This window comes from Cohnella sp. OV330, from assembly GCF_900112065.1.
In the GTDB taxonomy this organism is placed as follows: Bacteria; Bacillota; Bacilli; order Paenibacillales; family Paenibacillaceae; genus Cohnella.
Genome location: NZ_FOKE01000001.1, coordinates 511,019 through 525,927 on the forward strand (window position 1 = coordinate 511,019; position 14,909 = coordinate 525,927).

The 14,909-nt window shown below is 54.0% G+C and carries 11 protein-coding genes; 2 read left to right on the top strand and 9 right to left on the bottom strand.

The genetic code is table 11. From position 1 onward, the window contains the following. Positions 1–40: 40 nt before the first annotated feature. A complete protein-coding gene (locus tag BM235_RS01985) occupies positions 41–721 on the bottom strand; it encodes a response regulator transcription factor (protein ID WP_090108854.1) in 681 nt (226 codons plus the stop codon). A 44-nt stretch (positions 722–765) separates the two neighbouring features. Between BM235_RS01985 and BM235_RS01990 the strand changes: the two genes are divergently transcribed. Then, positions 766–1,161, top strand: a complete 396-nt coding sequence (locus BM235_RS01990) for a group I truncated hemoglobin (RefSeq protein ID WP_090108855.1) — start codon at positions 766–768, stop codon at positions 1,159–1,161. A 121-nt stretch (positions 1,162–1,282) separates the two neighbouring features. Further along, the gene (locus BM235_RS01995; protein ID WP_090108856.1) at positions 1,283–2,590 is read left to right on the top strand and encodes a sensor histidine kinase; all 1,308 of its coding nucleotides are present in this window, start codon (positions 1,283–1,285) and stop codon (positions 2,588–2,590) included. Positions 2,591–2,796: 206 nt separating this feature from the next. Here BM235_RS01995 and BM235_RS02000 read toward each other — a convergent pair whose 3' ends face one another. The 8 genes from BM235_RS02000 to BM235_RS02035 form a co-directional block, all read right to left on the bottom strand. Continuing rightward, entirely contained in the window at positions 2,797–3,216 is a 420-nt protein-coding gene (locus tag BM235_RS02000; RefSeq protein WP_090108857.1) for a LytR/AlgR family response regulator transcription factor, read from the bottom strand. 13 nt (positions 3,217–3,229) lie between these two features. Continuing rightward, positions 3,230–3,553 carry a sensor histidine kinase gene (locus tag BM235_RS02005; RefSeq protein ID WP_090108858.1) on the bottom strand — a complete coding sequence of 108 codons (324 nt, stop codon included), beginning with the start codon at positions 3,551–3,553 and terminating at the stop codon, positions 3,230–3,232. Positions 3,554–3,634: 81 nt separating this feature from the next. After that, positions 3,635–7,000, bottom strand: a complete 3,366-nt coding sequence (locus tag BM235_RS02010; protein WP_090108859.1) for an S-layer homology domain-containing protein — start codon at positions 6,998–7,000, stop codon at positions 3,635–3,637. A 372-nt stretch (positions 7,001–7,372) separates the two neighbouring features. Next, positions 7,373–9,127: a 23S rRNA (uracil(1939)-C(5))-methyltransferase RlmD gene (gene rlmD, locus BM235_RS02015; protein ID WP_090108860.1), complete on the bottom strand. Its 1,755-nt coding sequence runs from the start codon at positions 9,125–9,127 to the stop codon at positions 7,373–7,375. Positions 9,128–9,178: 51 nt separating this feature from the next. Then, the gene (locus BM235_RS02020; protein WP_090108861.1) at positions 9,179–10,093 is read right to left on the bottom strand and encodes a diacylglycerol kinase; all 915 of its coding nucleotides are present in this window, start codon (positions 10,091–10,093) and stop codon (positions 9,179–9,181) included. 201 nt (positions 10,094–10,294) lie between these two features. Then, positions 10,295–11,146, bottom strand: coding sequence for a sirohydrochlorin chelatase (locus BM235_RS02025; protein ID WP_090108862.1), 852 nt, complete (start codon positions 11,144–11,146; stop codon positions 10,295–10,297). A 364-nt stretch (positions 11,147–11,510) separates the two neighbouring features. Beyond that, positions 11,511–12,872 (bottom strand): hypothetical protein, encoded by a 1,362-nt coding sequence (locus BM235_RS02030; protein ID WP_090108863.1) that lies wholly within the window; start codon positions 12,870–12,872, stop codon positions 11,511–11,513. A 376-nt stretch (positions 12,873–13,248) separates the two neighbouring features. Then, positions 13,249–14,859 (bottom strand): ABC transporter substrate-binding protein, encoded by a 1,611-nt coding sequence (locus BM235_RS02035; protein WP_090108864.1) that lies wholly within the window; start codon positions 14,857–14,859, stop codon positions 13,249–13,251. Positions 14,860–14,909 lie beyond the last annotated feature (50 nt).

The window sequence follows — 14,909 nt, forward strand, 5'->3', positions numbered from 1 at the left end:
GAAGACATAAACCGGACGTTCGCTACGCCCGGTTTATGCTTCAATCCAACAGCCTCAGCTGAATCGTCATCTCCAAGAGCTGTTGGCGGTTGTGCTTCTTGATTCGAAGCCACTCCAAATAGGGGAACCTGCCTTTGATGAGCTTGGTAATCTTGCACAGCTCGTTGTTGACGGACTGTTCATTGTAGTACAAGAGCTCCGCAATTTCGCTGCTGCTTTTGCCTTGCTGTAGAAATCGTAAAATTTCTTTTTGCAGCGTGGTTAACTTTCTCTTCAGTTCCTCTTCATAGGAAGAAGATACCCTTCTCATTAAAGTGCCGGCAGAGGAATGATGCAGGTTTCCCTTGCCTGCCGCAACGCCGCGAATGGCGTCGGGAATATCCCGGTAATGTTCTTTCGTAATGTAATTACTGACTCGTCCGTATGCGATGGCATGCGTCACGACGACCTCCTCGTCCAGCGAGGAGAGGACGATAATCTTCAGGTCAGGCGCTTTGGAGCGTAATTCGTAGGCGATTTCAAGTCCGTCATAATTGTTTCCCGTCAAATTAATATCCAAGAGCAAGACGTCGATCGGCGCTTCTCCGACTGCTTTGAGCAGTTGGTGCTTATTCGCGGCAGAACCGGAAATTGACAGATCAGGCTCGCGTGACAGATAATCAACGATCAGTTCTCGAAATAACGGATCGTCGTCGCATACGAACACTTGAATGGGTTTCATGATTCTCTCCTTTCCGATCGTAACTCACGAATAGGGGGCTGTTTATGGAAAAGGGAAACGAACCGACTCAATCCTTGTACGATCGTCTCGGAGGAAAAACCGGCATTCATTCGGTCGTGGAACGCTTTTATGGAAAAATCCAGGAAGATTCGAAAGTATCTCATTATTTCAGAAATATCGATTATGCAAAGCTTATGGAGCATCAAACGGTATTCCTCTCTTTTGCAACGGGAGGCCCGGATTATTACGCGGGCAAGAGCTTGACGCAAGCTCATGAACACCTAAAAATTACGCCGGCGCATTTTGACGATGTATTGGGCCACTTGAGCGATGCGCTCATCGAATCGGGGGTAATCGGCAGCGATATTGTTCAGGTGCTTGCCTTGCTGCTTCCGCTGAAATCCCGAATGACTCGGGATCCGATGAAGCCCTCCGTTTAACCTTAACCATCGAAATTTTTATTGTCAATATTTAGTTAAAAATGTTTAGATGGAAATGACGAGTCTAACCGCGCCAATGAACGGATATGCGATGTAGGGTTCGTTAGTGGGAGGTATAAGTTTGATCTATTCAACCATCCTGGATCTGTTGCTTGCCGGGTTTCTTTTCCACTATGGCCCGAAGCAGGAATCGAACAGATGGGCGGTTTTGTTTCTACTCTTTGTGGGATTGGGCAGTCTTTCCGACGTGGTTGCGCAGGCCGCGCTGCGCAGCTTCTTCTTCTTCCTCCTTCAAGCCTGCTCTCCCTATGGATTCGTTATGTTCGCGATTACCTATTCTGATGCAGCGACACCAAGAACCAAGAACGTCCTCGCTTACGCGCTTCTTATTCCGCTATGCGTGACTTTGCTCATTAGCCCGCTGCGCCCTGAGATTCAGATTGATTTTCGTCTCATGCTCCTATGGACGGCTCCTTATTATTTGGGTGGTTGTTTCCTGCTGATCTCTTCTTATTTAAGGGAAAGGGATCGCGATAAGAGAAAATATCGGCTCATTACGGCGTGCTTCTTTGTTCCGCCGATTCTCGCTATCGTCGTATTTAATCATGTTAATAGGGCTGTTCATCAGCATTTCGACGGATACTTTAACGTTTCCGTCGTCGTTTGGATCGCCTTTGCTTTTTTTATCGTTGCCGCCATTCGTTTCGGCGTACTTGGGGTGAGAATAAGGTTCGAGAAACAACTGCACGATCAGAAGATCAAAGGGATTGCATCCGGTGCCGCTATGTTTAACCATGCCGTGAAAAATCGCATAACCAACATCGACTTGCTGACGGGGAGAGTAAAGGAGCTCGTGCATGCCCAAAGCAACGATCAAATCGACGAAGATATTGAGCGGATATTGGCAGAAACAAAGCAAGTGATGCAAATGGTCAAACGGATCCAGAAGCAAATCGAGGACGTTGAGCTTGTGGAAGGTACGGCGAACTTAATCGATCTGATGACGCATGCGCTGCATTCCAATCATTATCTGCTCGAAAGCAAGCGTGTTTCCGTTACCACCGATTACGCCGTAGACTATGATATCCGATGCGATAAACTCCATCTGCAGGAAGTGTTCAGCAACATCATCGGCAATGCGGTTGAAGCTGTGGATGAGAACGGCGGAACGCTTGCGATTCGGATTTATGATGGCAAGGGCGGGATTCTGATCGATTTTGCCGATAACGGCAAAGGCATGGCTAAGAAAGCCAAAGCGCAAATTTTCGATCCGTTCTATTCAACGAAGCAAAGCGACGCGAACTTCGGACTCGGCTTGTCTTATTGTTATCTGATCGCCCAGAAGCACGGCGGAAGCATCGAGGTGTCAAGCAGCGAAGGCGAGGGGTCGACCTTTACCCTGCACTTGCCGAAAAATCGTAAGATGTAACCCGTTCACAGAATGGATAGATGTATTCCCTAAATGGAACCCTGATCTGTTCGTCCGCTATAGCCTTACTTTAACCCCTTATAAATCAAAGATACTACCGTCTCCACATGGGTGGAGGCTTTATATTTGAAATAAGACAAGGGCTATCCCCTATGCAGTTTATTAACCGCTCTAAGGATAACCCTTGTTATTAACATAATATCAGTTTAGGTTGACGATTTTACTTTACTTGCTTTTGAGACCAGCCGTAAAACCTTCATTTTCTGCTCGGTTAGTATTTCTTGATTAAATAGTTCTTCCTCTGTCGTTTTATGGGTAACCTCCATGGAGGACTCTGCAGCCGCGCTCCGAAGTCTTCTTATGATTTTGTCCACCGTTTTTGAAATACGTTGGGCGGTTACAGGCTTCACTATATAATCCAAAGCACTCATATCGAAGGCTTGAACCGCATAATTGTCATAGGCGGTTACAAAGACCACGTCTATGGAAGCATCGAGATCAAGCAACATGCCGGAAAGCTTCATACCATCAACCTCCGGCATAGAAATATCCAGAAACGCAATATGTATCGAATTGTTCTTCACAAATTCGTAAGCTTCAACTGGGTTAAGAAACGCAGCCTCCAGTCTGCTTGATCAGTCATGTCGGAATGTCGAAGCAAACCTTCGTCCCTATTCCTTCTGCACTTTCAATATGCAGGCTATTTCCGTAAAGAAGCTTGATGCGCTGGCTTATGTTCCATAGCCCTACGCCTTTCTTATTCACAGCCGGATTAAGTATTTCCTCGCGTTTTGTTTCGCTCATCCCACATCCATTGTCCTCTACAGTAAAGCTGACTATGGCGTTTGCTCCCTTTTTAATGGATACTATTACTGTACCCCCACGTAAACTGGACATCAGGCCATGTCTAATGGCGTTTTCCACCAATGGCTGTTGAATCAATGAAGGAATCCCGATATCCACCTACATCTCTAACCAAAGCAAAAAAGTAGATCTGTGAATTCAGATCTACTTTTTGCTTACTATTCACATTGTCCACCCTAGTTATGATTTCCCTTGTTCGTACAACATATCGTTTACATCGTTTACCATTGATATAATCTCATCTACGGTATCCAAACTACCTTCTGCAGCTGATAGAATAGCAGTTCTATAAGCTTCCAAGCCTTCCACCGTCACGTAATTATGTCCAGTTGCAAGAATAAGATCGTCAATTGTAATGAGCTTGGCAGAATCGGCATCTGTAACGGCTTCAATTTTCGCTACTACAGCTAATTGTTCTGCTCCTGATTCTCTAAAGATATTAACCGTATAAATATCGTAATAGTTATTACTTTCAGGCTGAACATAAACTTGAACTTCATTCCATTGGCCTTCATTCAGCTGCTTGATCCCATTATCATAATTTAGATGTATGGATGCCTTCGGATTTGTTGTAGTCGCAAAAATAGTTGTGCTATAAACATTTGACGATACGGTTGCCGTATAACTCCAAATATCTGGTGAGAATGCGGGTTCTAAGGTTACATTCGTTAATACCAATGCACTTAAACTCTTATCCTCTAAACGGTTTACTTTTGCCACTAGTGCTGCAATTTCTTCTGAAGTATCGAGTTCACCATCTGCAGCCGCAATAATCGCTGCTCTATAAGAATAATGATTTTGTACAATAGCTGTATCTAGCCCTGTTGCTTTGTTTAGTTCGTACAATACATCCATATCCGTAGACACATCGAATGACTCGATGGTTGCTATGGCATTTACCTTTTCTATCATGTCATTAATTTTATCCTCTGAATTTAATGCACCATCCTCCGCTGCTAGAATAGCAACGATATAGAGAGCTACATTCTCTTCAATAACTGAATCTCCACCGGATGCCGTGCTTAGCGTCTCGATGAGATCTATATCTTCTCCAGTGTAGGATTCAATAGCTTCAATCGCTGTTTGTTGTGCTAACATTGCAGCTGTTTCTTCTTCTGACTGCCTATAAACTTGAACCGAGTAGATTCCATAGTAAGACCCACTTGCCATATTCACATAGATCTGAACTTCATTATTACCAACCTCTAGCTCTTTGACGCCTAAATCATAATTTAAGTGTATAGACCCCCCTGGATTCAATGATTCAGCTAATATGGTTGTGTTTGTCACATTGTAGGGTACGGTTGCACTGTAAGAGTAGATATCCGGGTGAAATGTTGGAATTAATGTCACATCGGATAAATTAAGGGACTTCAATCTTGTATCATCAGGGAATGTAGCCTTTAATACTGTGACTTGAAACGATTTGGTCTGCGGTGTCCCATTACCCTTAGTAAGGGTCGCAATCAATGTCACAGATGAGTTACCACTATCAGAAGGTGAGATAACTCCCGTATTAGCGCTGATCGCTTCGCTGTCTGAACTCCATTCGATTGTTGAACCGTGTTGTCCCGTTGTAATTAGTTCAAGATCGGTAATTACTTGGTTCAACGATACATTTCCATTCTTAATGGTATCTTCTACGAGCGCTGCTATGTCCTCCGTAATTACCTCATTTGCCGCTGCAGTCTCTGCTTCCGCTATTCTAGCGTCTGATGCCGGTTTTGCAGAGATGATCGCTGCACTTACTGTTGTTTGGATGAATGCTTTGGTTGTTATTGTTGCTCTCGTATTAAACAATGCTGTTGCCACTTCTGTCTTACCTGTTACATCTAGTCCAGCATAGTCGGTTAAAGTTAACTCCAATGCATTCGCATCCAGTAATGCTCTAACTGCCGCAATGTCAGCTGCGTTCATATATTCCGCTACCAAAGTCGGTGTCGTTATCGTTATTACTTTCGTCCCTGTAACCTTAGATGCCGCATTCAAGGCTGTTACCGTTACCGTCCCTACTCCTGTTGCTGTTAATAGCCCCGTTGCATCGATTGTTGCTGTTCCTGTTCCATCAGTAACTGTCCAGTCAATCGTCTTATTGGTTGCATTAGCTGGCGCTGCCGTTGCACTCATCTGTAAGGTTGCCCCATTAACAACATAGACTGCATCCCCTGAACTTGTGACTGTAATCGTACTTACGTTAACGACTGTAGTTCCACCGCCGCCTTCACCGTTACCCCCATTGCCACTTTGAGGTGTTGTCGTTGTTTGAGGGGGTGTCTGAATGGTAGACCCCGGTATGTTTATCGTTGCCGCCACAATTGTTCCAGGGCCGAGGATATTAACCACTGCATTCAAGATGATCTTGTTGATTTGGGTTTCTGCTGCAAGATAGAGAGCCATCCCTGTTGCATTCGCATTCGCATTTAGATTTTCAATGCTGCCTTTAGATAAATCGACTTGAATTTGCTGTGAGCTTACATTCACCGTGTTGAACTCACCTAGCAAGGTTACTTTGGTTCCTGCCGGAATCGCAGAACTCAGATTTACATTTGCGAAGCCGCTACCCGATATATTCATCTCGCTTATCGTTGCTGGCGAATTTACGACGACCATTGCTACAGTCGTTGAACCCTCTGCAACAATACGCACAATACCTGTTCCGGTTTTCTTATCAATAACAATATCAACTAGAACAGAGTTGTTAAAATGAATGCTGTTCTCACCGCCGCCTTGAACGGTTACTGTCCCTGTAACGGTGACATTATTTAAGAATGCATCTCCATTGCCAATTCCCTCTCCTAATAATAAGTCGCCGTTAATGACCATGTTCTGTAAGGTGACTCCCGCAACAAGAACAACGACATTAGAATTTACGGTTTGCTTCCCTGTAGCAGGACCATACGTACCGGCTTTGTCATAAGTGACGGCCTGTGTGTTAATCGCGCGATCTAGCGTAACCACTGCTTCTGCGCGTGTAGTCCATTTACTTGGTTTGAAGCTGTTGTCTTCTGAAAAACCCTTCATAATGCCTTTAGCCACAACCGCGTCTACAGATCCCTTAGCCCATACTGCGATAGAGTCGGAGTCGGTGAACGTTGTTGGAACATTTTCGTTATCCGAAAGTCCTAACAGACGATCTACAATCGCCGCAACCTCTAGTCGGCTAATCGGATTGTTGGCACCGATCGTACCGTCTGCATACCCCTTTATGTATCCAACCTTTACTGCCTTAGCAATTTCCGCGTAAGCCCAGTTTCCTGCTGGGGCATCATGGAACGATATAGCTGCCTCTTCTGTAAATCCAAAGGAACGATTAATCAATGCCATGAACTCTGCACGTGTAATCAACTTCCCTGGCTTGAAGCTTCCATCTTCATATCCCTTAATAAGTCCTTTGTCCAGCCATGCAGAAATCTCATCCTCTGCCCAGTGTCCCTTAATGTCTGAGATTTCAGATGCTGAAGCACCAAACGCTACCCCATATGATGAGAATAATAGACATGCAATAACTAGAAATGACACTAACCTCTTAAACAATGAATGATTCATAAAAATGCCCCCTATTTAATCCTACTTCTCATGGACAAGGTTAGCACACTCCAATGACAACAGAATGACAAACTTCGACAAAAAAGTTTATGGATTTTTACGGGTCTCTATAAATGGAGGTAAAAAATTTTCGTGGTATTGTGGAATCGGACTTCCAATTGGGTAAATTCGGGCACTTGCAAGATGGTGAAGTGAACCATTTCTATTAGGGGAATAATAATGATGAGGCCTTACGGAGCTGTGATGGGACGAATGACTATTCCGAAGATGGAGGGGCGGCGGCTGCAGCTTACTTCACAGACTAATTGACCGTATCGAAATAAAAGCAGACGGAAGTCCGAGGATCTTCTACAGATTCTTGGCTCCCTTTGCTTATTCTTTACTTCTCACTATCAACACACAGCATTCCACATGGGTCGTATGAGGAAACATATCCACCGGCTGAACCTCAACCGTTCGATAGCCGCCATCCTCCAGCACGCGAAGATCGCGCGCGAGCGTAGCCGGATCGCAGGAAACATAGACGATGCGCGCCGGTCGGAGCTCCAGCATCGTTGCCAGCAGCGCAGGATCGCAGCCTTTGCGCGGCGGATCGACAACGATGACGTCGGGGGCGACGCCTTCGGCTTGCCACTGCGGCATGATCACTTCGGCCGGGCCGACGGCGAATTCGGCGTTTGCGATGTGGTTGAGCAATGCGTTGCGGCGCGCGTCTTCGATGGCTTCGGGGATGATCTCGACGCCGTAGACGCGGCGGGCGTGGCGGGCAAGGAAGAGAGTAATCGTGCCGATGCCGCAGTAGGCGTCGATGACGGTCTCTTCGCCGGTGAGGCCGGCGTAGTCAACGGCAGTCCGGTAGAGGCGCTCGGTCTGGGTCGGGTTGACCTGGAAAAAGGACCGCGCGGAGATGGCGAAGGTGATGCCGCCGATCTCGTCGTAGATGACGTCGTCGCCCCAGAGGACGCGGGTCTCTTCGCCGAACACCTGGGAGGTCGAGCTGGTGTTGATGTTCTGGCAAATGCTCGCTACGCCGGGGATGTCTTCGCGGATGAGTCCGCAGAGCTCGTCGGCGTGCGGCAGGTCGCGGCCGTTGGTGATGAGGACGACCATGCGCTGACCGGTCGTTTCGGCATGGCGGACGACGACATGCCGAAGCAGACCGCGCCCGGTGGCGCGGTCGTAGGCGGAGTAGCCGAGAGACCGGGCGATGCGCTTGACGGCGCGGACGGTCTCTTCGTTCTGCTCCTGCTGAATGAGGCAGGCCTCCATGTCCACGACCTGGTGGCTGCCCTGCTCGAAGAAGCCGCCGATGAGTCCATGGCCGCCGATGCCGGCCGCCATGGGGACCTGCGCCTTATTGCGGTAGCGCCAAGGCTCGTCCATCCCGATGACGGGATGGACGACGACCGGCGCGCGCCCCGCATCGGGGGCGCTCTCGCGGCCGCCCGCTTCGCCGGCGGCCTCTTCCAGCGGCGCCACCGGCAGCTTGCCGATGCGCGCCAGCACGCCCGCGACGTGCTCCCGTTTCCAGCGGAGCTGCGCCGCGTAGCCCCAATGCTGCAGCTGGCAGCCGCCGCAGGCCTCATAGATCTCGCACGGCGCCGCGATGCGGTCCGGGCTCGCCGCGACGAGCGCGGCCATGCGCGCGCGGCCGAACGACTTGCCGATGCTCTGCACCTCGGCCTGCACCCGGTCGCCCGGCACCGCGCCGGATACAAACAGGGTGTAGCCCTCGACCCGGCCTACACCCTGCCCTTCATGCGTCATCCCGACGACGTCGATGACGACGGAATCGCCGACCGCGACCGGCACGCCCGCGATCTGGCGCGGCGCCTCGCCCTGCCGGCGGTCCCGCGCGCCGCGCGAATGCTGCGGATGGCCCTGCGGCCGCCCGCCGCCTGCACCCGAAGCTCCGCGGCCGCCGCCGGCGCCGCTTCCGCGCGAATCCGCGCGCTCCGCCGCTCCGCTCGACTGCCCCCGCTCCTGCTGGCCGCCGCTCGCCCGATCGCGATCGCCGGCTCCGCCTGGCGCACGTCGCCCTTCTTTCCCGACGCCGCCCCCGGACTTGCCGCCTCGATTCGCTGCTCCACTCCGCGCGCCGTCGCCTCGCTTGTCCTTGTCACTCATGCTGTCCAGCCCCGTTCATAGGTTCCGCTTCTATATAAAGATGAAATCCCGTCAGTGATACTTCGACTCTCCCAGCTCATCCATAATGATCCGCACATGTCCAGGCAGCATCGTGAACGTCCGGGCCATCTGCCCGCCGTATTCCCCGTCGAGATTCATGTCCAGGTCCGCGTCCGACTCGACCGTGACCCGGTTCGTCTGGAACATCGTGATGTGCGAATCCTGCAGATGCTCGCCCCGCATGGCCAGCGTCGCGATACGGATGAATTCGCCGAGGTTGCACTTGCGCATGAGCAGCACGTCGAACATGCCGTCGCTCGCCGAGGCGCTTGGCGCGAGCTTCTCGAAGCCGCCGACGGAGTTGCTGTTGGCGATCAGCATGAGCATGTACTCGTCCTCGAACTCGCCGACGCCGTCCATCGAGATCTTCATATGGAAGGAACGCAGCCGCGCGATCTTCTCGAATCCCCGTATGTAATAGGCCAGATTCCCGATCATCGTCTTGAGCTTGCTCGGCACTTCGTAGGAGAGCTCGGTCAGCGAGCCGCCGCCCGCGATATTAATGAAGTACTTGCCGTCGGCTTGTCCGATGTCCACCGGCTTCGCGTAGCGCTTCACGATCAGGTCGCAGGCCTCGTCCCACTTCTTCGGGATACCGTGCGCCCTGGCAAAATCGTTGGTCGTCCCCACCGGCAGAATGCCGATGACGGGACGGCGCTCGTGAGGGGAGATGCCGCTGATCACCTCGTTCAGCGTGCCGTCGCCGCCTGCCGCGATGACGATATCGAAGCCCCGTTCCACCGCCTCGGAAGCGGCATGAACGGCATCGCCCTCCGACTCCGTCGCGTGGCAGGACGTCTCGATCCCGCCGCGTTCGAGACGCTGTAAAATCTGCGGCAGCCTCCGGCGCATCTCCTCGCGGCCCGAGGTCGGATTGTAGATCAACCGCGCTCTCACAATATCCAACTTGAATCCCCTCTTCTATAGCTCTCTATCCGATCCGATTCAACCTTTACCTATTCATGCTACTGAATCGTCATGCCAATGTCAACGCGGCCGGCGGGCGACGCGCAGCCTCGGACACGACTTACGCCGTCCTGACATCGAACGGCAAAAACCCCCGCTTTTTTCATCAAGCGGAGGCCTCTCTTCGTCCTATTTATTCGGTCAAACTTCCAATTGTTCCGTGCGGCGCGAGAGCCAATGCCGGACCCTGCCGGCGATCCAGTCGCTGACGAGCGGATGCGGCAGCAACGCGCTCTCGGCGTAGTCGATATCCAGCCCCGCTAGCCGGTTCGGTACGGCCGACGAGGTGAAGTACCCTTCGCTCAGGAAAACGGGCACCGCCAGCAGCCGCGCCTCCGGATACCGCGCGCGCAAGCCCGCGATCCGCGCCGCCGGCTCGTCCGGTCGCAGCAGCGCCGCATCCGCGCCGGCATAGCCGCCGATGCGCGCGAGCTCTGCCGCCAGCCCCTCGAGCTCCCGGCGCCACGCTTCATAGAACCAAGGCTCGTCGCTGCCGTGACCGACGAGCAGCACGCACTCGGACGCCGGCTCGCGCGACCGCGCGGCGAGCTTGTCCGCCAGCGCGCGCGCGATCTCCGGATCGCTGCCGATCGGCTCACCATACGTGAGCCGCGCGGTGACGGCGATCGGCTCCAGATCCGTCTCGCGCCGCGGCTCCGCATACGCGCCGAGCGCCCAGCCGATCTCGTCGACATGCGTGCTGCCCGACGAGACGAACAACGGCAGCGCGTAGATGTCGGTCACGCCCTGCGCCTCCAACGCGCGCACGCCGTCCTGGATCAGCCGGCCCTCGACCAGTTCGAGGTAAGCGGCCACGACCGGCAAGTCCGCCGGCAGCTTCGTCCGCGCCTCCGCGACGGCCTCCTCCACCTGCGCCACCCAGCCCGGCTCGCGCGAGCCGTGGCTGATGACGAGGATGCCGGGACGGCAGACTCCGTCTGCCTTGCCTCGCCCCTCCTGCTCTCTCTCATTTCCTCCGACGAGTTCCTGCATCCCGCTTCCGCACCTCCGGCTAGACAGCTATTTCCTTCATGCTATCCAACGCGATGGTCGGTGTCAACGATGAGAAGGCGCGGCAGTGGCCGTGGCACCGTTCGTTCAGACACTGCCTCGCACAAGCGACTCTATCCTGCAATTGGACGCGATAGACCTCCCGATAAAGCGCTTTGCGACGTCTATCGCGCAAATCTGCAGGATACAACCCCTTAATCGCCTCTTGATCGCGAATTAAGCCGCGCTATCGCGCAGATTTGCGCGATAGCCTCGCACCAATCGTCCTTCCCCCCGCTATCCTGCACTTTTGCGCGATACGACGTGCAGCCGCGGACATTCTCGCTCGTCTGCCCACTATCTAGCCTCACTTATCTTCGAACTTATCCTCAAACGGAATATACTGCGGCGGCTTCTCGAACTCGCTGCCCTCAAGGCCGCCGTTGTCGTAGATCGCGAGCTTCCACGCGCCATCGGGGATGGCGGTGCCAGCCGGGATCTCGAAGTAGCGGCTTTCGCCCAGTACCGTGTCGAGCGTATCGCCGATCGGCTGCTGCCATTCGTCGATGAAGTGGAGCGTCGCCCCGTAGTCGGGGAAGCGCGGCTTCACGTATACGGTGCCGCCGATCTCGCCTTTTGCATCGTCCGTATCTACGAAGAGCGGATCGGGATCTCCGCCGACCGGAACGGACACGGCTGCGGAATGTCCATCGTCGCGCATCGCGAAAACGGCGACACTATCAACGCCGTCCAGCTTAAATTCGGGCAGCGTCACGCGGCACGCCCTGCCGTCGAACGGATAGTCGTTCGTCACATCGATGAGCGGCTGGATCGGACGCCCCGCTTCATCCGCGCTGTACACGACGTAGCTCACCGCCGTGGAGCTGTTCGCGTCGTACCAGCTCAACTCGCCGGAGACACGCGTTTTGCCGCTGGAAAGGACGGGCTTGAAGTGAATATCAGACACGGGCGCACTGGCAGAATTTACATCTCCCGGATCGACCCAGCTCGTCGCCTCGTCGCGAATATCGTCGTACGCCTGCACCCGCGCGCTGGCACTATAATCGAATACGCCGCCTTTCCGAAAAGGCACGACCGTCACTTCGCCGAGGATGTCGAGGTCGAGCAGCGGCAGCTTGTAGCGGCCCGACGCCGACTTTGCGATCTTCTCCGTGCCGCCCGGATATTCGACCTGGTAACCGTCGTAAACCGTGCCGTCCGCCGGATCGCTCCACGCGATCGAAGCCCAGGCGCCTGCGCCGGGATTGGCGTCCTTGTAGGTCAGCTCCCCGACGCGATATGCGGGCTCGTCCAGCAGCGTCGCCTTCGCGATCGGCACGGCCGCGGATTTACCTTGGTCAGCCGAGTTGAAGAGGCCGAGTGCCGCGGCTTTGCCGGTTACCTTCGTGTCCTCGGGGATGACGATAGACTGCCGTTCAGCGACGTATCTGCCGAGCGCCTTGCCGTACCGCTTGCCTTTATCGTCCACCAGGTATGCCTCATAGCCCTTCGCGGCGTCGGCCCCGGTCGTGTTCCAATAGAAAATGCCGCCGATCTCACCCGCCTCGGGATCCCGGTCCTTAAAGGTAGCCGTTACCGACGCGGCCGCCTTCGCGTTCCCCGTCGTTCCCGTTGACGCTGCCAGCGCGGAGCCGGCGGGATGTCCGAGCGACCATATGAATCCTATTCCAAAAAGAGCGACCCCAAGCGCGCGTAGTTGCCGATACATGAATGTCCTCCTTGATGAAAAATGTCAGACTCTCCACGTATTAAACCTTTTTTTCCAGCTTCAATCGGACGATATCGGGCAAAAAAGAAACGCTTGCCAAAGGGCAAGCACATCGTATCAATATTGGACAAATCAGCGTGAAGCGAAGTGTATCGGCGCTTCGGTCGAACGCAAGTCGCCCTGAGGATGGGCTGACGGCGGGGGGAGCGGGACGCGCAGACTTAGAACGGAATTACAACTGGTCTCCACAACACTTCGAGCGAGCACGACTGTTCCTACCTAAGACTACCTGGTCCGAACAGCGCACCGCTCGCCACACACATGCAAAAACCGCCGAGCGCTCTCGCGCCCGGCGGCCTTCCGACTAACCTATCGATTATTTGCCCAAAAATGCGTTCAGCTGCTTCTGCTTCTCGGCGATGATCGCGTCGAGGCCGTTCGCCTTCAGCTTTTTGTAGTACTCGTCGGCCTTGGCCGGATCGATCGAGCCGGTGTCGAGGCCCGGATCGTACTGCTTGCGGATGTTGGACTCGACGGACACCTGCGACTTGACCGGCTCCGCGTTGAACGTGAAGCCCAGGCCCGGCGAGTTATGCGCGCCTTCGTTGAACTTCTTGAATTGCTCCCACTTGTCCGGCGCTTCCGTATTCCAGACGTAGTTCAGGAACTGGCTGCCCAGCATCCAGGTCGCGCCGATCGCGTAGTTGCCCGTGTTGGCGGTCGGCGTGATGATCTCGCCGCTCTTCGTATAGTGATCGCCCTCGATGCCGAAGTTGAGCAGGTTGTTCAGGTACTTGTCGGTGTGCAGCAGGTCGATGAACATCATCGCGCGCTCCGGATCGCCGGACGTCGTGGAGATGCCGAGCATCGAGCCGGCCGTGTCGCTCGTCGCGACGGTGCGGTCCGTCATGGCGACTTGCGCCAGCTTGCCTGCGAGACCGGTCGCGTTCGCCGTCTCGGCGTCCTTGCCGGGCTTCAGCGCCGAAGTCATCATGAACACGTTGCCCTTTTTCATCGCGTCGTTGCCGCTCAGTTGGGTCGTTGCCGCGTCTTTATTGATATAGCCCTTCTTGAAGAAATCGCGGGTGATCTCCAGCGTTTCCTTGTAGCGCGGCAGCTCGAAGCGCGGCTTAACCATCGTCTCGGTGCCATCCTTCATGATCGCGCCTTCGATCGTATTGTCGCCCAGGAAGTCGTACTTGGCAAAGTAGTGCGCGTTGAAGTTATCCCCGTCGCGCAGGAAGACCGGCGTCATTTCCGGCTTCTCAGCCTTCACCTTGGCGAGAACCGGCTCGAGGTCCGCGATCGTCTTGGCGGCCATCAGCTGGTCGGTGACGCCCAGCTCGTCGGCGATATCTTTGCGGAAAATGATGCCGCCCTGCTCGGCAAGCTCCTTGTTCGTCGGGATGCCGTAGTTGAAGCCGTTGATCTTGGCGCCCTTCAGGAACGCCTCGGGCAGCGTGGACAGGATGTCCTGGCCGTATTTCTCCAAGAGGTTGCCGTACTTGCCGTTCGGATCGTTCAGCGGCAGGAAGGCGCCCTTGGCGACGTTGGTCGCATGACCGTTCCAGCTGGCGGTGAAGATGATGTCCATCGGATCGCGGGAAGCGATTGCAAGATTCATCTTGTTGTCCCACTGGCCCCAGTCGACGAGGTTCAGATCGAGCGTCGCGTTGATCTTTTCCTTGAGGTACTTGTTGATCTCGGCCTCGACCTTGGCTTCGTCCTTGGGCGGCGTGCCGGGGAGGTACAGCGTCAGTTTGTATTCCTTGAGGTCCGGTGCCGCGGCGGACGCGGACGGGGACGCCGATTCGCTCGCAGGCGCCGATGCGCTGGCGGATGCCGACTGCGAAGCGGACGCCGAGGACGACGGAGATGCGTCGGCGCCTTTATTGTTGTTATTGTTGTTGCCGCCGCAGCCTGCGAGCACGACGGAGAGCGCCGCGAGGGCGAGCGCGGACTTGCCGAGCTTGTTCTGTACGAGCATGGGTTTTGCCTCCCTTTTCATAGTGAGTAAGGCTTATATGCATGAACCGG

Excerpts from the sequence above, each read along its gene's own strand:
- BM235_RS01985 (WP_090108854.1), bottom strand. The coding sequence starts at position 721 with ATGAAACCCATTCAAGTGTTCGTATGCGACGACGATCCGTTATTTCGA.
- BM235_RS01990 (WP_090108855.1), top strand. The coding sequence starts at position 766 with ATGGAAAAGGGAAACGAACCGACTCAATCCTTGTACGATCGTCTCGGA.
- BM235_RS02010 (WP_090108859.1), bottom strand. The coding sequence starts at position 7,000 with ATGAATCATTCATTGTTTAAGAGGTTAGTGTCATTTCTAGTTATTGCA.
- rlmD (WP_090108860.1), bottom strand. The coding sequence starts at position 9,127 with ATGAGTGACAAGGACAAGCGAGGCGACGGCGCGCGGAGTGGAGCAGCG.
- BM235_RS02025 (WP_090108862.1), bottom strand. The coding sequence starts at position 11,146 with ATGCAGGAACTCGTCGGAGGAAATGAGAGAGAGCAGGAGGGGCGAGGC.
- BM235_RS02030 (WP_090108863.1), bottom strand. The coding sequence starts at position 12,872 with ATGTATCGGCAACTACGCGCGCTTGGGGTCGCTCTTTTTGGAATAGGA.
- BM235_RS02035 (WP_090108864.1), bottom strand. The coding sequence starts at position 14,859 with ATGCTCGTACAGAACAAGCTCGGCAAGTCCGCGCTCGCCCTCGCGGCG.